Source organism: Aestuariibius violaceus, assembly GCF_040779325.2.
Taxonomy (GTDB): domain Bacteria; phylum Pseudomonadota; class Alphaproteobacteria; order Rhodobacterales; family Rhodobacteraceae; genus Aestuariibius; species Aestuariibius violaceus.
The window spans coordinates 37,985-58,169 of record NZ_JBFONT020000007.1 but is presented as its reverse complement, the minus strand read 5'-3'; the positions used below and the strand labels follow the sequence as shown (position 1 = coordinate 58,169).

At 60.7% G+C, this 20,185-nt stretch carries 24 protein-coding genes; 10 read left to right on the top strand and 14 right to left on the bottom strand.

The features are described 5' to 3' along the window. Nucleotide 1: 1 nt before the first annotated feature. Together AADZ90_RS17855 and AADZ90_RS17850 are read right to left on the bottom strand one after the other, a co-directional pair. Entirely contained in the window at nt 2–1,174 is a 1,173-nt protein-coding gene (locus AADZ90_RS17855; protein ID WP_367311974.1) for an amidohydrolase family protein, read from the bottom strand. Between the two features lie 82 nt (nt 1,175–1,256). Then, nucleotides 1,257–1,997 carry a Crp/Fnr family transcriptional regulator gene (locus AADZ90_RS17850; protein ID WP_367311973.1) on the bottom strand — a complete coding sequence of 247 codons (741 nt, stop codon included), beginning with the start codon at nt 1,995–1,997 and terminating at the stop codon, nt 1,257–1,259. 371 nt (nt 1,998–2,368) lie between these two features. On the opposite strand from AADZ90_RS17850, the gene AADZ90_RS17845 reads away from it, so the two are divergent. The 5 genes from AADZ90_RS17845 (at nt 2,369) to AADZ90_RS17825 (ending at nt 6,237) form a co-directional block, all read left to right on the top strand. Then, a complete protein-coding gene (locus AADZ90_RS17845; protein ID WP_367311972.1) occupies nt 2,369–3,115 on the top strand; it encodes a Crp/Fnr family transcriptional regulator in 747 nt (248 codons plus the stop codon). 22 nt (nt 3,116–3,137) lie between these two features. Further along, nucleotides 3,138–4,337: an FAD-dependent monooxygenase gene (locus AADZ90_RS17840; RefSeq protein ID WP_367311971.1), complete on the top strand. Its 1,200-nt coding sequence runs from the start codon at nt 3,138–3,140 to the stop codon at nt 4,335–4,337. 205 nt (nt 4,338–4,542) lie between these two features. Beyond that, nucleotides 4,543–5,436, top strand: coding sequence for a YihY/virulence factor BrkB family protein (locus tag AADZ90_RS17835; protein WP_367311970.1), 894 nt, complete (start codon nt 4,543–4,545; stop codon nt 5,434–5,436). A gap of 76 nt (nt 5,437–5,512) precedes the next feature. Beyond that, the gene (locus AADZ90_RS17830) at nt 5,513–5,683 is read left to right on the top strand and encodes a NepR family anti-sigma factor (RefSeq protein ID WP_367311969.1); all 171 of its coding nucleotides are present in this window, start codon (nt 5,513–5,515) and stop codon (nt 5,681–5,683) included. Beyond that, on the top strand, nt 5,680–6,237 hold the full coding sequence (locus tag AADZ90_RS17825) for an RNA polymerase sigma factor (RefSeq protein WP_367311968.1): 558 nt from the start codon (nt 5,680–5,682) through the stop codon (nt 6,235–6,237). The genes AADZ90_RS17830 and AADZ90_RS17825 overlap by 4 nt, the downstream gene beginning before the upstream one ends. Before the next feature lie 4 nt (nt 6,238–6,241). Here the strand turns inward: AADZ90_RS17825 and AADZ90_RS17820 are convergent, their stop codons facing one another. Genes AADZ90_RS17820 through AADZ90_RS17810 form a run of 3 tightly spaced genes read right to left on the bottom strand, consistent with a single transcriptional unit; the run spans nt 6,242 to nt 8,234 of the window. Next, the gene (locus AADZ90_RS17820) at nt 6,242–7,450 is read right to left on the bottom strand and encodes an FAD-binding domain-containing protein (protein WP_367311967.1); all 1,209 of its coding nucleotides are present in this window, start codon (nt 7,448–7,450) and stop codon (nt 6,242–6,244) included. Nucleotides 7,451–7,507: 57 nt separating this feature from the next. Then, complete coding sequence (locus AADZ90_RS17815) at nt 7,508–7,921, bottom strand: SRPBCC domain-containing protein (RefSeq protein WP_367311966.1); 414 nt, start codon at nt 7,919–7,921, stop codon at nt 7,508–7,510. Then, nucleotides 7,911–8,234 (bottom strand): ArsR/SmtB family transcription factor, encoded by a 324-nt coding sequence (locus AADZ90_RS17810; protein WP_367311965.1) that lies wholly within the window; start codon nt 8,232–8,234, stop codon nt 7,911–7,913. The genes AADZ90_RS17815 and AADZ90_RS17810 overlap by 11 nt, the downstream gene beginning before the upstream one ends. Nucleotides 8,235–8,355: 121 nt before the next feature. Here AADZ90_RS17810 and AADZ90_RS17805 point away from each other — a divergent pair, with 121 nt between their 5' ends. The 5 genes from AADZ90_RS17805 to AADZ90_RS17785 all read left to right on the top strand — a co-directional run bounded on the left by AADZ90_RS17805 (nt 8,356) and on the right by AADZ90_RS17785 (nt 11,640). Then, nucleotides 8,356–8,985, top strand: a complete 630-nt coding sequence (locus tag AADZ90_RS17805; RefSeq protein WP_367311964.1) for an ATP-dependent Clp protease proteolytic subunit — start codon at nt 8,356–8,358, stop codon at nt 8,983–8,985. Nucleotides 8,986–9,118: 133 nt separating this feature from the next. Beyond that, a complete protein-coding gene (gene clpX / locus AADZ90_RS17800) occupies nt 9,119–10,381 on the top strand; it encodes an ATP-dependent Clp protease ATP-binding subunit ClpX (protein ID WP_367311963.1) in 1,263 nt (420 codons plus the stop codon). Then, the gene (locus AADZ90_RS17795; protein ID WP_367311962.1) at nt 10,378–10,749 is read left to right on the top strand and encodes a RidA family protein; all 372 of its coding nucleotides are present in this window, start codon (nt 10,378–10,380) and stop codon (nt 10,747–10,749) included. Before clpX ends, AADZ90_RS17795 begins: the two co-directional genes overlap by 4 nt. Nucleotides 10,750–10,894: 145 nt before the next feature. Beyond that, nucleotides 10,895–11,278 (top strand): NADH:ubiquinone oxidoreductase subunit NDUFA12, encoded by a 384-nt coding sequence (locus AADZ90_RS17790; RefSeq protein ID WP_367311961.1) that lies wholly within the window; start codon nt 10,895–10,897, stop codon nt 11,276–11,278. Beyond that, complete coding sequence (locus AADZ90_RS17785) at nt 11,263–11,640, top strand: DUF2155 domain-containing protein (protein WP_411997083.1); 378 nt, start codon at nt 11,263–11,265, stop codon at nt 11,638–11,640. The genes AADZ90_RS17790 and AADZ90_RS17785 overlap by 16 nt, the downstream gene beginning before the upstream one ends. Here AADZ90_RS17785 and aat read toward each other — a convergent pair. The 9 genes from aat to AADZ90_RS17740 form a co-directional block, all read right to left on the bottom strand. Further along, nucleotides 11,604–12,251, bottom strand: a complete 648-nt coding sequence (gene aat, locus AADZ90_RS17780) for a leucyl/phenylalanyl-tRNA--protein transferase (protein ID WP_490372067.1) — start codon at nt 12,249–12,251, stop codon at nt 11,604–11,606. The genes AADZ90_RS17785 and aat overlap by 37 nt on opposite strands. A 4-nt stretch (nt 12,252–12,255) precedes the next feature. Continuing rightward, nucleotides 12,256–13,602, bottom strand: coding sequence for an acetyl-CoA carboxylase biotin carboxylase subunit (gene accC / locus AADZ90_RS17775; protein ID WP_367312044.1), 1,347 nt, complete (start codon nt 13,600–13,602; stop codon nt 12,256–12,258). Next, nucleotides 13,602–14,108, bottom strand: coding sequence for an acetyl-CoA carboxylase biotin carboxyl carrier protein (gene accB, locus AADZ90_RS17770; RefSeq protein WP_367311959.1), 507 nt, complete (start codon nt 14,106–14,108; stop codon nt 13,602–13,604). The genes accC and accB overlap by 1 nt, the downstream gene beginning before the upstream one ends. Before the next feature lie 113 nt (nt 14,109–14,221). Further along, complete coding sequence (locus AADZ90_RS17765) at nt 14,222–14,515, bottom strand: hypothetical protein (RefSeq protein ID WP_367311958.1); 294 nt, start codon at nt 14,513–14,515, stop codon at nt 14,222–14,224. A gap of 81 nt (nt 14,516–14,596) precedes the next feature. Next, nucleotides 14,597–14,899 carry a hypothetical protein gene (locus AADZ90_RS17760; protein WP_367311957.1) on the bottom strand — a complete coding sequence of 101 codons (303 nt, stop codon included), beginning with the start codon at nt 14,897–14,899 and terminating at the stop codon, nt 14,597–14,599. A gap of 338 nt (nt 14,900–15,237) precedes the next feature. Continuing rightward, nucleotides 15,238–17,196 (bottom strand): acetate--CoA ligase, encoded by a 1,959-nt coding sequence (gene acs, locus AADZ90_RS17755; protein ID WP_367311956.1) that lies wholly within the window; start codon nt 17,194–17,196, stop codon nt 15,238–15,240. Between the two features lie 98 nt (nt 17,197–17,294). Continuing rightward, nucleotides 17,295–18,044: an ABC transporter ATP-binding protein gene (locus AADZ90_RS17750; protein WP_367311955.1), complete on the bottom strand. Its 750-nt coding sequence runs from the start codon at nt 18,042–18,044 to the stop codon at nt 17,295–17,297. A gap of 82 nt (nt 18,045–18,126) precedes the next feature. Beyond that, the gene (locus AADZ90_RS17745; RefSeq protein WP_367311954.1) at nt 18,127–18,885 is read right to left on the bottom strand and encodes an ABC transporter ATP-binding protein; all 759 of its coding nucleotides are present in this window, start codon (nt 18,883–18,885) and stop codon (nt 18,127–18,129) included. A gap of 12 nt (nt 18,886–18,897) precedes the next feature. Then, nucleotides 18,898–20,181, bottom strand: a complete 1,284-nt coding sequence (locus tag AADZ90_RS17740; protein WP_367311953.1) for a branched-chain amino acid ABC transporter permease — start codon at nt 20,179–20,181, stop codon at nt 18,898–18,900. Nucleotides 20,182–20,185 lie beyond the last annotated feature (4 nt).

Sequence of the window (20,185 nt, the reverse complement as noted above, 5' to 3'; positions counted from 1 at the left end):
CTCACTCCGCCGCGACGAGCGTCTTACTGGCCGTGATGATAGCGAGCTTGCGGCCCGCATCGCCGCTTGCGTGAACGAGGCGGCCGCCTGAAATTGTTGCCTCGATCCGACGATCTTTTTCCCGAACGATGACCAGATCGGCGCGCAACCCCTCCGCAATATGTCCGCGATCCTTGAGCCCCAGCAACGCGGCCGGTTTGTGCGAGACCAGAGCCCACGCCTCACCCATCGGCAAGATATCGTCATCGGCCAGCGCGAACGCGGCGATCCCAAGGTCTTCCCGGCACGATTCGGATACCAGCGCGTCGCAATGTCCGACCCGCACAAGCATTTCGGTCATGCTTTCGAAACCGGTCCGCTGAGGCAGAAGCCGTATTGCGGAAAGAAGAACCGGGTCGCCCACGGCCTTGGCAATCCGTGCGCTCGATGACGCGCCGGGGAGCATACACAGGCGCGCGCCCATCATCGCATAGTTTTCGCGCGTGATGCCGTCGGGGTCGGCAAAACTGCCGTATCGCAGGCCAAGCGCATCGAACGCATCGGCCATGCGGCAAAGGAACCGCGGCACCTCCCGGCGGCGTCCGCGGGCGGCGTCCGCACGGTCGTTGTCTGCGACAAAGTCTGGCTTGTGGTGAGGTTCCCCGAAAATCGAGCCGAGGCTGTTGCGGAAGAGAACGAAATCGACGCCGTGCTGGCGCACCTCTTCAAGCAGCAGGTCGCCGGTGTTCGTTGCGTGGGTTTCGACCATAAGTTGCGGGCGGAGATCAACGGGCAGCGACTTTCTGATCTGGCCGAGCACGGCAAGGAGGCGGTGCGCAAAGGACGGCGATAGGTCCCGCCCCGACCAGGACCATCCCTGTGAAATCCAGCCCGTTGTGATGCCGCAGCGCGCCGCGTCGCGCGCGGTTTCTTCGATCGCTTCGGCAAGCGTGGCATTCGAAGCGTCGTGGCTGAGGGTTTGCCGGCCACACAGTGCACCGTGCAAATCCACAATGCCCGGAAGGACGACATATCCGCTCAGGTCGATCTCAGATCCGTTCTGGGGGATATCCGAACGGGACAGCCCCACGATGCGACCATTCGCAAGACACAGAGAAAGGGCTTGCAGATGATCGTTCTGCAAAACCCGCGCTCCGGTCAGGCGCACCTCGGGAAGGGCGTTTGGATGCAACATCTGCCACCTCGGTTTCCGATACAACCTAAGGGTTAATTGTATCGGGGCGGTGACAATCTACCTGAATTTAGGGCCCTCGCAGCTAAGCGGCGCGTGGGAACCAGCTGGTGTCGACCTCTGCAAACCGGTCGATGAAGTCGACATGTGCGATCCATTTCTCCCGTTCGAGAAGCCGGATATAAGGCCGATCGATCTCGATCTCGCCCGCATCCGAAAGCTGGCGCAAGATCTTGTTGACGTAGACCGAGGTGATACCCAGGACATCGCCGAGTTCCTGCTGGTTGAACGGCAACTGAAATCTGTCCCCCATTCCGCGGATCGAGACCGCAAGGCGGGAGCGCAGGCTGAGCAGGAAATAGATGAGGCGGTCACGCGCATCCAGGCGGGTGAGTGTGAATATCTGGTCGCGTAAGGCGATCTGATCAAGGCTCGACAATGCGGTCAGAAGCGACATCAGCCTGGGATGGTGCACCCATAATTCAGGCAGGTGATCCTTGCCGAAGGCACCAACCGTCCCATCGGTCTGCATCACAACGGTATGCGGCGTTACAGACAAGCCAATCTCGGCAAAACCGATCACTTCACCGGGAAGATAGATCCGCGCGATCGACGAATGTCCGCGCCGCGGCTGCGTTCGGACGACAGCCCAGCCGGATTTAAGAACATAGAACTTCTCCGACGCCTCGCCGCGCTCAAGAAGGACGGTTCCTCGGTCAAGGCGAAGTTCGGCCTTTTCGAGCCGTGCAACTGCGGTGCGTTCATCCTCAAGTAGGCTCAGATACCGCTCGAGGCGGATGAGGAGTGAACTTGTGTAGCGGGACATGGTGTTCTCCGAACTGCTTTTATCCGGTCTTTGGGCCGGCTTATAATGTGTTATCCAACGCATACCGGATTGACCTCTGGACGCAGTTAAACAGGATTAACCTAGTCATCTTTTTTGCGAGAAGGCGCTCAAATATGTTATTTCCCTCACGTAAGTCTTTCGATAGCGCAGCAGATCCGCCCTCCAATGGACTATGTCAGATGACAAACCGAAATGACGGGAAGCTAGGATGGAGGCGGCCTTTGGAGCTCGGTCAGTTCTTGCGCAAGTGCTGGCTTGCTGATGTCTGACACGTTGGAGTTCAAAGCCGAGCCCCGTTGGAACTGCACCGTTTCCGAGCTGTTGAATAGACAGGGGTAAGGAGAAACTGCGTGTCAGACGTAACCAAGAGCTGCCTGGTGCAGAAGCTCTCAACGTACATCTCGCTTGATTCCGTTTCTCAGCGACATCTCGCGCGGCTGGAGGAGAAGGAGCAGATGCTTGATAAGGCCGAAATCGTTAATACGATCGGAACGACGACGGACGCCCTTTATGTCGTGAAGACCGGATGGCTCTACGCTTATGCAGATCTCGCCGACGGCCGCCGTCAGATCTTGCGGCTTTATCATCCTGGCGATGTGATCGGTTTTCCCGACATCGCGTTTCATCATGCAACGGCGACAGTCCGCGCGGTCGAGGCGACCTGTCTTTGCCCGTTTCCCAAGACCCATCTCGACAGCATCTTCCGCGAATCCCCGCGATTGACGGCGCTTCTGTTCACGCTTGCCGTCCGCGATCAGGTTATCTTCATGGATCTGATGAAAGCCATGGGTCGGATGAGCGCTCGAGAGAGGATCGGCTATCTGCTTCTTGATCTGATCAGCCGTTTACGGATCACCAATACGACGATGACGGATACGTTCCGGTTGCCGCTTAGTCAGACCGAGATCGGCGACATGCTCGGTTTGACAAATGTCTACGTCAGCAAGACCTTCCGTCAGCTCGAACAGGATGAGTACCTGGAGCGCGATGGCATCAAGGTGCGTTTGCTGCGCGAAGGCGATCTGATTGAGATGACAGACTTCTACAACCGCTATGTCGACATGGATGTGTCCTGGTTCCCCGGGCAAGCGGGGTGAAGCTGCGGAGGTGCAATCGGGGATGAAAGCGGTCATCGTTGGCGGCGGTATTGGCGGGTTGGCCGCGGCCCTGGCCCTGTTGAAGGTCGGTACAGATGTCACCGTTTTGGAGCGGGATGAGGCGCCGCGAGAGGCCGGCGCCGGCGTTCAAATCAGCCCGAACGGGATGCGCGTTCTCGACTGGCTTGAAGTCGGCAATGCCGTTCGTCAGGTCGCCTTTGCGCCTGAGGCGATCGAAATGCGGATCGGCCGATCTGGCCGCCGAATCTTTCGCTTGCCGATCGGAACTGTTGCCGAAGGAGCAGGCTCTGACGTTGGAGCCTCCTACGTTCAGATCCACCGGGCCGATCTTGCCGATATCCTGCGCGAGACGCTGGAAGCGCGCAGCCCAGGCGCCTTGAAGATGGGGCGGCCGATCATCGGATACCGCCTTGCGGGGCAGGGAGCCGAGGCGCTGGAGCGCGATGGCGGCGCGGTCGGAGGTGATGTCGTGATCGGGGCGGACGGGATCGGCTCGGCCATCTGCGCGCAGATGCACCCTGATGCGAAGGCACAGTTTTCGGGGAACGCGGCATGGCGGGCGGTCATCCCGATTGAGCGCTTCGGCACGGATGTGCCACCACCGACGAGTTGCATCTGGGTCGGTGCAGGCCGGCACGCGGTCACCACCCGGGTGCGGGGAGGGAAGGAAATCAATCTGGTTGGAGCGGTCGAAGTGGCGGATTGGACCGGGCAGGGATGGGGCGACCCAGGGCAGCGAGATGAGGCTATTGCCGATTTTGCGGGCTGGCATCCGACGATTGAGAAGGGGTTTGCCGAGGCTCCGAACCTGATCCGATGGGGCCTTTTCGACCGCGACCCGCTGCCTGCCTGGTCTGACGGTGCAGTCGTTCTCCTGGGTGATGCTGCCCATCCGATGCAGCCTTCCATGGCCCAGGGCGCGGTGCAGGCGCTTGAGGATGCGGCCTGCCTTGCGCTGATGCTTAAAGAGAAGCCTGATGTTCCGGAAGCGCTGAACCGCTATTATCAGGCGCGCATCGATCGGGTCAGCCGGATCGCCCAGCTTTCGGCAAGAAACGCCAACCTCTTCCATCGCGCTGGTGGGGTTTCGGGAGTTCTAACCTATGGCCCGGCCTGGCTTGCGGGGCACCTTTTCCCCGCTGTTCTGCGCCGACGGAGCGAGTGGATCTACCAGCATGACCCCACGTCCCCGCTAACATAGTTTCATTTTTATTCAGAAGGGGTCGTCGTTTTCCGGAACCAATTCGATCGCAGTCCGTTCCACTTTTCGAAGAGACACTCCCGAATGTCTCTTGTCCCCTGTTCATCGGTGGTGTGTCCATTCCAACCGTCCCCCCGACACACCACCGATGACACTTCTCCTCTTCCCGTCTGGCGCGACATCAGGATCCAGCTAAGTTAGAGCAATGGGTCGATTTTTCGGGTATCGATTGACGACGTGGTGGCGCGCGCTGAAGGCCGTCTTTCAGGTCATGGACGAAAAGAACCTGAGCCTGATCGCAGCTGGCGTCGCCTTTTTCGGGATGCTTGCGATTTTTCCGGGGCTGGCCGCCATTATCGCGATCTTCGGGCTGCTTGCGGATCCGATGATTGTCGATGCGCAGCTCGATCTGATGAGGAATATTATTCCTTCGGATGCGTTTGACCTGCTCGACCAGCAGATCGAGAATTTGACAAGCACGCGGACCCAGCGTCTTGGCTTTGCGACGATCGTTTCGATCGGTGCTGCGCTTTGGTCGACGCGGGCAGGTGTGGCGGCGCTGATGCGCGGGCTCAACGCGATCAACCGACAACCGAACCGAAGCGGACTGCGTCACTATGTGATTGCGCTTCTCATTACGATCACGCTGGTCGGGGTCGCGATCATCGCGCTTCTTGGCATCGTTGTCGCCCCGATCGTTCTGGCGATTTTCCCGCTGGGACCCGTTGCCGGGATCGTTGCTGAGGTTGTGCGCTGGGGGCTGGTCATCTCGGTTCTGATCGTCGGGCTCAGCATTCTCTACCGCTTCGGTCCGAACCGGCGTGGAGCGCGGATGGCCTGGGTAACGCCAGGAGCCTTCATCACCTTGATCACCTGGGGCTTCGCGTCTGCCGCGTTTTCGACCTATCTGGCGAATTTCGGAAACTACAACGAGGTGTACGGATCGATCGGCGCGGTGATCGCCATGCTTATGTGGATCTATATCAGCGCGTTCCTGGTCCTTCTTGGCGCCGCCCTGAACGTCGCACTTGAAGACGTGCGCGAAGAAAGGCGGCGCAGGGAAGCGACAGAGGCGTCCGGCGCCGCTGCGGCGAACTGATTTAGGACTGGCTTTCGTCTGACTGTGCGCGATAAACGTGCAGAACTGATCTTTTGAGGCAAATCGCGATCACCGCATGAGTGACAGTAAATCAAGCAATCGCATCCAGGACGAAATCGATGAGAACCTGAAGCGCGTCTATCAGGAGGCGCTGAACGAAGAGCTTCCCGATCGCTTTCTGCAGCTTCTGGACCGCCTCAAGTCCGGTAATGCCGAGGGCATGACGCCGGATAAGGACGAGGCATGACCCCTCGCGACCCGAAGGAAGAGTTGATCGATCACTTGCCTGCATTGCGGGCATTTGCGTTGTCGCTTTCACGCAACGGCTCTGCTGCCGATGATCTCGTTCAGGACACGCTCGTGAAGGCGTGGAGCAACTTTGACCGGTTTCAGCCGGGAACCAACTTGCGCGCCTGGCTGTTCACCATCCTGCGCAACACCTTCTATACCGGCCGCCGCAAGGCGAAGCGCGAGGTCGCCGATGTCGACGGCGCGTTTGCAGCGGGATTGGCGGAGAAACCCGCCCATGATGGGCGCCTGCAGCTGAAGGATTTCCGCCGTGCCTTCGAGAAGCTGGCTGACGAACAGAGAGAGGCGCTGATCCTTGTCGGCGCGTCGGGCTTTTCCTACGAGGAGGCCGCCGAGATGTGCGGCGTCGCCATCGGCACGATCAAAAGCCGCGCCAACCGGGGGCGGGTCCGCCTTGCCGAGCTTCTTCAACTTGAGGACGGAGATGCTTTGGAGATGACCGACAATGCCACGATGGCGGTCATTACCGGGAACAACACGTCCTCGATCTAGGTGGCTAGGCCACTTCCAGTTTCTGGTCGCGCAGCGCCGTGAGGAATCTTGGAATGCTTTCCTTGAACTTGAAGAACCCTGCGGTGGCTTTCGGCCAGGTCATCGCATCATAGGGTCGAACCGGTTGGCGCAAGACGATGTGTCTGTCCGCGAGCTGACGCTCTAACCCGGCAAGTCTGTCGGCGCATGGGCCGGTGGGCATATGAGATGTTATAATCTGATCGAGCTTGGCAGATGCGGCCCACTCGACGATGTGATCAGGACTGCTGACCCCTTGAGAGCGGTCAGGAAGACGTTCGACGGCATCCTCCATGAGTGCCGGCACGAAGGTCTTCACGGCTCGACTTGTCTCCAGCAGTGAGCGGCGCGATGGGCCATCGAGATGCGCGATTGCGGCCGGGTCGAGCCCGGCATCGAGAAGCCATCCGGGTGACAGATCTTCTTCGGTTATCAGAAGGCCGGTTCGTTTGCTTCTGTCCCAGGCGCCGTCCAGCACAAGTGCCTCCTTCTCTGGATGCGGCGGCCCGCCCAGCGCTGCGGGATCGGGCGCGAGCCGGCCGTCGGGATCAAAGCGGCCCTCAGTATACTTCGCGATGTTCGAGGCCAGCGCGATGTAGTTTTTCCCCTTGGTCTGCAACCCCGCGACCCACCGCCAGGACAGGGTATTCGACGCGGGATCGCCGTCGAGCAGGTGGCGCAGGAAAAAATCCGCCCCGAGCTCCCATGGCAGGCGGAGCGTGAAGATCCAGATCGAGGCGAACCACATCCGGGCGTGGTTGTGCAGGTAATTCTCCGCGACCAGTTGTTTTGCCCAGTGATCGAAAGGAACGATGCCGGTCTCGCCCTTGCAGGCCGCCTCCCACTCCGATCGGAGGCCGCTTTCGGTCTGCACCCGGTCCCAGGCGCTAACGACGCCGGATCGGTAGCTCTGCCAGACGGATGGCCGCATCTCCAGCCAGCCTTTCCAGTAGGTGCGCCAGAAGACCTCTTGAATGAACTTCTGCGCATCTGACGCCGAATGCCTCTTGAGGACGGCCCGCAAGACCTCCTCCTCGGTCACCGTGCGGTAACGGATGTAAGGAGACAGGACAGAGACGTGCGGATGTCCGGGCAGATCGTAGTTGCGCCGGGCGGCATAGGTCTCGCCAGCGTCGGGGAGAAAGGCCTCAAAACGTGCAAGCGCAGCCTCTCTGCTTGCGGGAAAATCGATCATGCGCTCTCCGGTCCTGCCTTGCAGCAAGGGTGGGGCGCAATGTCAGGCGATCAAGGGTCAGGCGATGACCGGGTAGGCCGCAAAACGCATCAGGACCCAACGCGGGTCCGGCAGCCAGCGGCAGGCGGCGACGGCGTCGGTAAGCGGCAGAAGCGGGAGTTCACGCAAGTCAATCCGGGTGCCCTCAGCCGTCTCGGTGAAGGTCAGCTCAAGCTCGATCGCGTCATCACCGTGCGTCCAGGTGAGCACCAGGCGTTCGCCCGGTTCCCATTCAGTGATCTTGGCCAGTTCTTCTTCTTCGCCGTCCGGCGTCTCCCGGATTAGCGATCCGCCAAAGCCCGGTTTCAAGCGAACCTTCTCCGGATCGCGGTTCTTCGGCCACCACGCGCCGATCTCTTCGACGAAAACGCGAAATGCCTCGTCCCGGGGAAGGGCAACGCTGACGTGCTTGCGGATCCCGTTATCGCTCATCCTTTGCTCCTTTCCTGTCGCGGTCGGCATGGTCTGCGAAGGCGGTCAGCGCATCGCTCCAGAGTTCGTCCAGATAGGTTCTCAGCGCCTCGACGCCATCGGGCGATATGGCATAGATGCGTTTGGTTCCTTCGGTCGTCACGGTCAGAAGCCCCGCATCGCTTAATACTTTTAGATGCTGCGAAACGGCCGGCCGGCTGATCGGAAGCCCTTCGGCAAGCGCGCCGACTGGCATAGGCCCCGTGCGCAGGCATTCCATGATCGTGCGTCGGGAGGGGTCGGCCAAGGCGGCTATTGCAGCTTCGTAAGTCATGGCTTACATTACATGGCAGAGGCAGGTCCGTCAATGCAATGGCCCTTGAAGGCCACCATAGCGGTCACTACTGTCTCGCGAACCGCAATGACCAGTTTCCTCCCAAAGGCAGGCACCCGTGATGCAAGATCCCGCACAAACCTACATGAATCTCGTCCCGATGGTGGTCGAGCAGACCTCGCGCGGGGAACGCGCCTACGACATCTTCTCCCGGCTCCTCAAGGAGCGGATCATCTTCGTGAATGGCCCCGTTCATGACGGGATGAGCCAGCTGATCGTCGCCCAGCTTCTGCACCTTGAGGCCGACAACCCGTCGAAAGAGATCTCGATGTATATCAATTCCCCGGGTGGTGTCGTGACCTCGGGTCTGTCGATCTACGACACGATGCAGTACATCCGCCCAAAGGTTTCGACGCTGGTCGTCGGGCAGGCGGCCTCGATGGGCTCGCTTCTTCTGACAGCGGGTGAGCCGGGGATGCGCTTTTCGCTGCCGAATTCCCGGATCATGGTCCACCAGCCGTCCGGCGGCTACCAGGGCCAAGCGACCGACATCATGATCCATGCCCAGGAGACCCAGAAGCTCAAGCAGCGGCTGAACGAGATCTACGTAAAGCATACTGGACGGGCGCTGGAAGAGGTCGAAGGGGCCCTTGAGCGCGACAACTTCATGTCCCCCGAAGAGGCGAAGGACTGGGGCTTGATCGATGAAATCGTTGAGAATCGCAGCAAGGGCGAAGAGAGCGAGGACTGAGATCAACAGCGCGCGACATTGACGTCAGGACGGCCAATTAGACGTTGTGGCCGCGAATGCGCTAGCCTAGTCTGCGGAAACGACAAGGCGCCGGGTGTCCGGCGCCAGGTGGGAATGTCACCGAGGATTGCCCATGTCCAACTCAAGTGGCGACAGCAAGAACACGCTCTACTGCAGCTTCTGCGGGAAGAGTCAGCACGAAGTTCGCAAGCTTATTGCCGGCCCGACCGTGTTCATTTGCGACGAGTGCGTTGAACTCTGCATGGATATCATCCGTGAAGAGACGAAGAGTGCCGGGCTTAAAGCCTCGGACGGAGTGCCGACCCCGAAGGAGATCTGCGAGGTCTTGGACGATTATGTGATCGGCCAGGGGCACGCGAAACGCGTCCTCTCCGTAGCGGTTCACAACCACTACAAGAGGTTGAATCACTCCTCGAAGTCGTCCGATATCGAGCTGGCCAAGTCGAACATCCTGCTGATCGGGCCGACGGGCTGCGGCAAAACTCTGCTCGCCCAGACACTCGCGCGTATTCTCGATGTTCCGTTCACGATGGCTGACGCGACAACACTGACCGAAGCGGGCTATGTCGGCGAGGATGTCGAGAACATCATCCTCAAGCTTCTGCAAGCCAGTGAATACAATGTCGAACGCGCGCAGCGCGGCATCGTCTATATCGACGAGGTCGACAAGATCACCCGCAAGTCGGACAACCCCTCGATCACCCGCGACGTTTCGGGTGAAGGGGTTCAGCAAGCGCTTCTGAAGATCATGGAGGGCACCGTCGCCTCTGTGCCGCCGCAGGGTGGGCGCAAGCATCCGCAGCAGGAATTCCTGCAGGTCGACACGACGAACATTCTTTTCATCTGCGGCGGCGCCTTCGCGGGCCTCGACAAGATCATCGCGCAGCGCGGTAAGGGCAGCGCAATGGGCTTCGGGGCGGATGTGCGCGACAATGATAGCCGCGGTGTGGGGGAGATCTTTGGGGATCTGGAACCAGAGGACCTGCTGAAATTCGGTCTGATCCCGGAATTTGTCGGCCGCCTTCCGGTGATTGCGACGCTGGAGGATCTGGACGAGGATGCGCTCGTCACGATCCTGACGCAGCCGAAGAACGCCTTGGTCAAGCAGTACCAGCGTCTGTTCGAGCTTGAGGATACCAAACTGACCTTCACGGAAGAAGCCCTCAAGGCGATCTCAAAGCGGGCGATCGAGCGCAAGACCGGTGCGCGAGGTCTGCGGTCGATCCTCGAGGATATCCTCCTCGACACCATGTTCGACCTTCCCGGTATGGATGCCGTCAACGAGGTGGTCGTCAATGACGAGGCGGTCATGTCAGATGCTGCGCCGCTGATGATCTATGCTGAGGGCAAGAAGGAATCGGCCTCAGCGGGATGATCCGGCGTATCCGCAGCGGCGGCCCGTTTGAGCCGAAGGTCGGCTATTGCCGTGCCGTCGTGGCTGGCGGAACTGTCTATGTTGCCGGAACCTGCGCACAAGGAGACGACATTCCCGAGGATGTCGTCGGACAATGCCAATCGGCGCTCACGGTCATTCGATCTGCGCTGGAAGAAGCCGGCACCGATATGGCGCATGTAGTGCGTGTGACCTACTACCTTCCGGACATAGCCGATTTCGAGCCGTGCTGGCCGCTTTTGCGCGAAGCGTTTGGCGCTCATCCACCCGCGGCGACCGTTATCGAGGCGAACCTGCTCGATCCCAAAGACCGGATAGAGATCGAAGTGACGGCGGTTTTGCCTGATTGAAGCGAACGACCGGTGATTCATTTCGCCATCCGGATCGGGGAAAGATGCTGCGTCGTCGTGACGAAGGCAATCACTCTGCGTCCTCGGACTGGACCCGATGCCGGCGTTGCGGCATAGAACGCCCTGAGAGAAGGAGCGACGCGATATGGGCCTTAAGACCTTCCTGGGACGTATCCTGACGTGGTGGAACGGCCAGACGATCGGCACTCAGATTTTCACCTGGCGGCGGGGAGAGAAGGTTGGCGAGGATACCGACGGCAACGTCTATTATCAGACCGATGGCGGAAAGCGCCGCTGGGTGATCTTCAACGGCGAGGCCGAGGCGAGCAAGGTCAGCCCCGACTGGCATGGTTGGCTGCACCACACCTGGGACGAGCCGCCAACGGAAAGCCCGCTGCCCAAGAAAGCTTGGGAGAAGCCGCATATCCCGAATATGACCGGAACACCTGCCGCTTACGCTCCGCCCGGATCGATCCGTCGGTCAGACCCGAAGCCGCAGACCGACTACGAGGCGTGGTCACCGGAATGAGGTGGGTTGCCGCACTTGTTGCTCTCTTCGCGGTTGGAAGTGTTTCCGCCCAGACCCCTGAAGAGACGTCTCAGGCCCCCGGCGGCGTGGTTCGCGTGCTAGACAAGGTTAGTGGCGAACTGACCGACCTTGAGATCTTCTCGGGCGAGGCGCAGGCCGCTGGCCGTATCCAAGTCACACTTCAGGAATGCCGCTATCCGGCGGAGAATCCATCGGGCGATGCTTATGCATTCCTCACGATTTCGGTTCGCGGGGCGACGAAAGCGGCCTATCAGGGATGGATGATCGCTTCGGCGCCAGCGCTCAATCCGCTTGATCACCCGCGCTACGATGTTTGGGTGTTGCGCTGTATGATCTCCTGAGGCGTCGGCTCTGTTTCGTAACAATCGAAATCGGCCTCCTTCCCGACTGCATCCGAAAGCATACGCTTATAGATGGCGCGTGTGATTTCGACAGCGCCGAGACTGGCGAGGTGATCTGTCAGGAACTGTGTATCGAACAGCCGAAAGCCGCCCGTCCGTAATCGATCGATCAGATAGGCCAGCGCGATTTTCGATGCATCAGTCCGCCGGGAGAACATGCTTTCCCCAAAAAACGCCGCGCCGATGACAACGCCATAGACACCGCCCACAAGCTCTCCGTCTTCCCAAACCTCCACCGAATGGGCAAAACCACCGTCGTGGAGCTGCGCGTAGAGGTCTGCAATCGTCGCGTTGATCCAGGTCTCGTCCCGATCTGCGCAGCCTGCCACCACATCGTTGAACGCCTGGTCCGCACTCATCGTGTAGCGGTTCTGTAGGATCCGTCGGCGGAGGGAGCGTGAGATCCGGAACCCGTCCAGAGGGAAGATGCCCCGCCGACGTGGATCCACCCAGAAGACATCCTGATTTTCCCGGCTCTCCGACATCGGAAAGACGCCGGAAGAGTAGGCATGAAGCAGAAGCTCAACGGTAAGGTGCTGCCGACCAATCACAGGGCTAGCCTATATTGGCGCGCAACCACTCTTCGAGCCAATGAATGTTGTAATCGCCCTTCTGGATGTCCGGCTCGGCTAGAAGCGCGTGGAAGAGAGGCACTGTCGTTTCGACCCCGTCGACGATCAGCTCGTTGAGCGCCCGCTGCAGACGCGCCAGCGCCTCGGGCCGGTCGCGTCCATGGACGATCAACTTGCCGATCAGACTGTCGTAGTAAGGCGGGATCGAATAGCCATCGTAGAGCGCACTGTCGATCCGCACGCCAAGGCCGCCGGGTGCGTGGTATTGCGAGATGCGGCCTGGCGAGGGGGAGAAATTCGGGAGCTTCTCGGCGTTGATCCGCACCTCGATCGCGTGGCCGTCGATCTCCAGGTCGTCCTGGGTGAAGGACATCGGTAGCCCGGCTGCCACGCGGATCTGCTCGCGTACCAGGTCCTGACGGAAGATCGCCTCGGTCACCGGGTGTTCGACCTGCAGGCGGGTGTTCATTTCGATAAAGTAGAATTCGCCGTTCTCGTAAAGAAACTCGATCGTGCCGGCGCCAATATAGTTGATCCGGGCGACTGCATCTGCGCAAACCCGGCCGATCTCGGCACGCGTGTCGGCGTCGATGGCAGGGCCGGGCGCTTCTTCGAAGACCTTCTGATGGCGGCGCTGCAGCGAGCAATCCCGCTCGCCCAGATGCACGGCGTTGCCCTTTCCGTCGCCGAAGACCTGAATCTCGATATGGCGCGGGGTGGTGAGGTACTTTTCGATATAGACCTCGTCGTTGCCGAACGCGGCCTTGGCCTCCGACCGGGCCGCGCCAAAGGCCACATCAAGCGCATCGGCATCCTGGGCCACCTTCATGCCGCGCCCGCCGCCGCCCGCGGTGGCCTTGATGATGACCGGATAGCCAATTTCGCCCGCGATCCGGCGCGCATCCTCCAGCGTCGGGACGCCGCCGTCGGAGCCAGGCACGCATGGGACGCCAAGGGCCTTCATCGTATCCTTAGCGGTGATCTTGTCGCCCATGATGCGGATATGCTCGGCCGTCGGACCGATGAAGGTCAGCCCGTGATCCTCAACGATCTGTACGAAATTCGCATTCTCCGACAAGAAGCCATAGCCCGGGTGGATCGCCTGGGCGCCGGTGATTTCGCAGGCCGAGATGATGGCGGGGATCGACAGATAGCTCTGTGGCGAAGGTGGCGGGCCGATACAGACTGACTCGTCGGCCATCCTCACATGCATCGCATCCGCATCGGCGGTGGAATGAACCGCAACGGTGTGGATCCCCATCTCGCGGGCCGCACGGACGACGCGGAGGGCGATCTCGCCCCGGTTTGCGATCAAGATTTTCTCGAACATCATTCGAGGATCATGAGCGGCGCGCCATACTCCACCGGGGCGCCATCTTCGATCAGAATCCGCTTCACGGTTCCCGCTCGGGGGGCCGGGATCTGGTTCATCGTCTTCATCGCCTCGACGATAAGAAGGGTGTCGCCTTCCTTGACCTGCTGACCAATCGAGACAAATGCCGGGGCGCCGGGTTCCGGCTGCAGATAGGCAGTACCGACCATGGGGGAGGTGATGGCACCGGGGTGGGAGGCAGGATCTTCAGGGGCACTAGCTGTGTCCTGTGATGCGTCCGGTTGGCGGGGTTCTGCCGCAGGTGCGGAGGGCTGCGGAGCGGCATGAACAATTGGGGCGGGCACTGCGGCGGGCGGCGCGGCCCGACTGACCCGGACATCCAGGGCGTCATTTTCCGCGTAGTCCCGTTTGACTCGCAGCTCGGTCAGATCGTTCTCTCGCAGCAGTTCTGCCAGAGCCTGAATGAAACTGACATCGCTGTCGTGTTGGGAGTTCTTCGCCATGCCGACCTCGACCCTTGCATCTTCCGAAACTGTGCGTCGCTTAAAAGCGGGGCGCTTTCAAGGGGCAGGGTTGCGAAAATCGGGTGGTGATCACGGATGTGCCTTGGGGACCCTTAGGACGGTTTCGCGTTCGGATCAGCTGGAAGCATAGGCATGTCATAGGGTTTTAGCGTCTTCTCCACCGCTTTAAGGTAGTCCGGCAGATCGTTGATCTTGTCCGCTTCCGCAATGCTGTGTTGGGTAATGGTAACCGGTTGTCCCGGTTTTGGCGGCGCGACGGATTGCTTATCAATGGCGCCGGTTGCAGCACGCGATACCGCCTCGACCGGCTGTTTTACGCTCGGGTTGGCAGGTCGTCCCGTGAGATTGGATACGGGCACCGCCTTAGGAAGGGTGACGTCCATCATCGTGTTTCCGATTCTGCGCGCCCCGTTGATAGCTTAGCACAAAACGCGTTAACGACAGGTAAACGGAGCCTTGTTTGCCTCCTAGTTTACGAAGTCGACCGTTCTTTCGCCTCTAGGCCGTTCGATATCTCGAACGGTTTCTGCGCTTTCTGCAAAGCGCCGATCTTCTGTCGCGGTGGTCTCGGTTGCCTGCTTGACCTGTGTCATCTGCTCGATAAGGGAGGTCTGCCTTAGCTCCTTCTGAACGGCCTCGGCCAAGGCTCGTGCCTCCTCGATTGTCAGATCCTGCGCCGGGATATCCGTGGTTGCGTTGACGGTCAGGGCGTCTATCAGCCCTGGTTTCGGCGGCGCAGGAGGTAGTACGACTGACACCGGTCGCGTCACGCTGCCGTTCCCTCCAGTGTTGCCGGAATTCGGATTGTTTGCGCCGCCGCTATTATCATTGTCCGTCTTGGTTTGCCCGGTCCCGCCTGTTTCGCCGGAACCGCCGGTTTGCCCGGTCGCCCCCGGATCGAGTGTGTTGTCGTTGCCCCGTCCCTGGCCGCTATCTTGGCCGGTGATTGCAGAAAGGTTATCCCTCCAGGCGGATTGACAGGCATAGTGGCTCCATCGCTGTCGCCGCCACCCAGCATGCTGAAGCAACGCCCATCAAAGCGGATCGGATCCAGAATCGCGAACGGCAACTGAACAAATGGTTACCGAAAGACTAACGGCCCGAACGATCAATCGCGGTTCATCCGGTTCTCGATCAGATCATCCACAACTTCGGGTTCTGCCAGCGTGGACGTGTCACCAAGGGCGTCATGCTCGTTCTCGGCGATCTTGCGCAGGATGCGGCGCATGATCTTGCCGGACCGCGTCTTCGGCAGGCCCGGGGCCCACTGGATCAGGTCCGGCTTGGCGATCGGGCCAATTTCAGTGCGCACCCAGGTCTCAAGCTCCTTCCGCAACTCGTCAGATGGCTCTCTATCGCTCATGAGCGTTACATAAGCGTAAATGCCCTGTCCTTTGACCGGGTGCGGGTAGCCGACCACGGCCGCTTCCGAGACCGCCTCATGCGCGACGAGCGCACTTTCGACTTCGGCCGTGCCCATCCGGTGGCCGGAGACGTTGATGACGTCGTCGACCCGGCCGGTGATCCAGTAGTCACCATCCTCGTCGCGGCGGCAGCCATCGCCGGTGAAGTAATAGCCCTTGTATTGCTGGAAATACGTAGCCTCGAAGCGTTCGTGATCGCCCCACACCGTGCGCATCTGCGACGGCCAGCTATCGGCGATGCAAAGCACGCCTTCGGCGGGGTTGCCCTCCTGGATCTTGCCGCTTTCGGCGTCGAGGACGAGGGGCTTGATCCCGAAGAACGGCTTCGTTGCGCTGCCAGGTTTCAAGGGGGTCGCGCCGGGAAGCGGTGTCAGCAGGTGGCCGCCCGTCTCGGTCTGCCACCACGTATCAACGATGGGGCACTTCCCCTTCCCGACGACGTCGTTGTACCAGTTCCAGGCCTCCGGATTGATCGGCTCACCCACCGTGCCGAGGATGCGGAGGTCGGAGAGGTCGCATTTCTCGACGAACTCCTTGCCCTTTCCCATCAGCGCGCGGATTGCGGTCGGCGCCGTATAGAACTGATTCACCTTGTGTTTTTCGCAGACCTGCCAGAAGCGGGAGGCGTCGGGATAGGTCGGGACCCCCTCGAACATCACCGTCGTCGCGCCGTTGGCCAGCGGGCCGTAAACGATGTAGCTGTGGCCCGTGACCCAGCCGACATCGGCGGTACACCAGTAGACGTCACCATCATGGTAATCGAATGTGATCTCGTGCGTCATGGCAGCGTAGACGAGATAGCCGCCGCTTGAATGGACGACGCCCTTGGGTTTGCCGGTGGAGCCGGAGGTGTAGAGGATGAAGAGCGGATCTTCCGCGTTCATCTCTTCAGGCGGGCAATCGTCCGAGACGTCAGCGGCCATCTCATGCAGCCAGTGGTCGCGGTCGGCCACCCAGGCAACCTGATCGCCGGTGCGTTTGACGACCAGCACCTTCGGATCCTCGTTCGAGTTAACCAAGGCCTTGTTTACATTGTCTTTCAGGCCCGTCTTGCGTCCCCCGCGCGGCGCCCAGTCGGCGGTGACGACGACCTTCGCCTCGCTGTCGTCGATCCGGTTGGCAAGCGCGTCGGGCGAGAAGCCGGCGAAGACGATTGAGTGGATGGCGCCGATGCGGGCACAGGCGAGCATCGCATAGGCGGCCTCGGGGATCATCGGCAAATAGAGGACGACGCGGTCGCCTTTGCCGACGCCCAATGCTTTGAGGACGTTGGCCATTTTGCAGGTCTCGGCGTGCAACTGCCTGTAGGTGATGTGCAGCGCCTCGTCCGCCGGATCGTCGGGCTCCCAGATGATCGCGGTCTGGTCGCCGCGGGTTGTCAGATGGCGGTCGATGCAGTTGGCGGCAACGTTCAGCGTGCCGTCCTCGTACCATTTGATCGAGACCGAGCCGAAGTTGAAATTCGTATTCTTTACAGTGCTGTAGGGCTTGATCCAGTCGATCCGCTTGCCATGTTCGCCCCAGAATTTGTCCGGGTCTTGGACGCTCTCCCGGTACATCTGCTCGTACTTCGCGGCGTCCACGTGGGCGTGGGAGGCGGCGTCGTCAGAGGGGGGATAGATGGGGGTGTTTTCGTCAAGCATGGCTCTCTCCCTGAAGCTTTCCGCGGCCGAAAACCTCCTGCGGCATCCGGTCGGTATCTGGTCGGCATAACGTCGGAGGGGACCGCCCCCTCAGTTAATCAAATCGCAAGGTATTCGGCACGCAGTTTCTCGTCATCAAGCACTTCCTGGGCCGAGCCGTCATAGACGACCGATCCGGTATCGAGGATCACCGCCCGGTCGGCGAGTTTGAGCGCGGCGACGGCGTTCTGTTCGACGATGACGGTCGTGATTCCCTGATCGCGGATGACCCCCAGCGTCTTAGCAATCTCCTGCACGATAACGGGAGCCAGACCTTCGTAGGGTTCGTCGAGGAGCAGGACCTTGATGTCCCGGCAAAGCGCGCGGGCGATGGCCAGCATCTGCTGCTCGCCGCCCGAGAGCGTCACACCTTCCTGCTTGCGGCGTTCGCCGAGGCGGGGGAAGAGATTGTAGACCCGCTCCAGCGACCAGCCCTTGGGCGGGGCGATTTGGGCGAGCTGCAGGTTCTCCTCTACTGTCAGCCCGGCGATGATGCGCCGGTCCTCGGGAACGAGCGAGATCCCGGCAGAGGCGGCCTGATGGCTCTTCATTTCATGGAGTGGCTGGTGATCCAGCCAGATCTCGCCGTGGCGCAGTTCGGGATTGTCGAGACGTGCAATGGTGCGCAGAGTCGAGGTCTTGCCCGCGCCGTTGCGGCCGAGCAGGGCCAGGATCTCGCCCTCGTGGATATTGAACGAGATGTTCTGGACGATGTAGCTTTCGCCGTAATAGGCCTCGATCTCCCAGACCGAGAGAAAGGCGGGATGAGTGGCCGCGTTGTTGGCGTGCTTGTTGAAGGGGGCGTTCATGGGCGTTCCTCCGGGCGGTGGAAAATTCTTCTAGAAGAATTTTCCCGTGCATTTTCTTCTAGAAGAAAATGGCGGCGTTGCATCAGACTTGGGCCTCGCCGAGATAGGCTTCTCGGACCTTCGGGTGGCCCTTGATGTTCTCGGGCGTCTCCTCGACCAGCGGGGTGCCCTGGGCGAGCACGGTGATCCGTTCGGCGAGCGAGAAGACGACGTGCATGTCATGCTCGATGATGCACATCGTGATGTTGCGCCGGTCGCGGATCTGTTTGAGCAGATCGATCGTGTTGTTCGTATCCGCCCGCGCCATGCCGGCCGTCGGTTCGTCGAGCAGCAGCAGCTTCGGTTCCTGCACGAGGCACATCGCCATCTCGAGCCGCCGCTTGTCCCCGCGGGAGAGAGAACCCGCATGGATATCGCGCTTGTCCAGCATGCCCAGGTCGTCGAGCATCCGCTCGCCCTCTTCAATGATCGCCCTTTCGTTGGCAAAGCTTTCGATCGCGTGCATCCGGAAGGCGCCGTCGCGTTTGGCGAAGCAGGGGATGACGACATTCTCGATCACCGAGAGATCGGCGAAGATCTCAGGCGTCTGGAAAACCCGGGAGATCCCCATCTGGTTGATCTCATGCGGCTTGCGCCCCAGCACCGACTGCCCGTCGAACATCACCGACCCGGTATCGGGCATCAGCTTGCCGACGAGGCAGTTCAGGAGCGTCGACTTGCCTGCCCCGTTCGGCCCGATGATCGCATGCACGCTGTTCTCGGCGACCGAGAGGTTCACGTCCGACAGCGCCTGCAGCCCGCCGAAGCGCTTGCCGACACCTTTGACTTCGAGAATGCCCATCTGTCCGTCTCCTTATTCGGCGGAATGCGGCGGTTGTTGTTCGGCCGCATCCTTTTCGACCGATCCGGCCTTGCGGCCCCGGCGGAAGACCGTGGCGATCTTCTGGCCACCCTGAACAAGACCGCCGGGCAGGAAGATGACGACGAGCATGAAGAGGATGCCGAGCGTCAGGTGCCATTGCTTGCCGACGAAAAGGTCGGTGACGACGACGAACATGTCGCTCATCCCGTCGGGCATGAAGCTGTACCACTGCTCGAGGATGCCCTTGTTAATCTTCGAGAGGATATTCTCCATATACTTGATGAACCCAGCGCCCAGCACCGGCCCGATCAGGGATCCGGCCCCCCCGAGGATCGTCATCAGGACGACCTCGCCAGACGCCGTCCAGAACATCCGTTCGGGCCCCACCTGGGTGTCCATCGCGACCATCAGGCCACCAGCAAGGCCCGCATACATGCCGGAGATGACGAAGGCGGCCAGCGTGTACGGCTTGGGGCTGAGCCCGGTATAGTTCATCCGGTTCTGGTTCGACTTCACCGCCCGCAGCATCATCCCGAAGGGCGAGCGGAAGATGCGGATCGAGAGATAGAAGGCCAGGATCAGCACCACCGCGCAGATGTAGTAGCCGGTATTGAAGGTGAACTGCCAATCCCCGAATTCGAGGATGTAAGACGATTTCATGTCGAGCCCGAAGAGGTTCGCGCGTCCGATCCCGGCGGTGTCGCCATCGAGGATCGGGTTGTCCGTGACCTTGAGCTGGAGGCCCGTCTCGCCGCCGGTGATCGGGGTCAGGACGGAATAGGCCAGCGCATAGGACATCTGTGCGAAGGCGAGCGTGAGGATCGAGAAGTAGATGCCTGACCGGCGCAGCGATACGAAGCCCACCACCAGCGCGAAGACGCCGGCGAGAAGGATCCCCATGATGATCGCCGGAATGACGTTGGTGGTCACAAGCTTCATCATCCAGATCGCCGCATAGGAGCCGACGCCGAGGAAGGCCGCGTGTCCGAAGGAGAGGTATCCGGTCAGTCCGAACAGGATGTTGAAGCCGATCGCGAAGATCCCGAAGATCACGAAGCGCTGCATCAGGTCCGGATAGCCCGCGTTGAACTGCGCTAGCGCCGTGCTTTCCGGGAACGGGTTCAGGAGAAACGGTGCCAGCAGCGCCAGGATCGCCACGATCGTGAGGAGCCCGAAATCCTTTCGCCCCAGCCCCAGGGTGCGGCCGGACGTGCCGGCCCTGCGACCCTTGGCGCCGCCGGCGAGGGGGGGCGTGTCGGTGGTCTGGTCGGTCATGGGA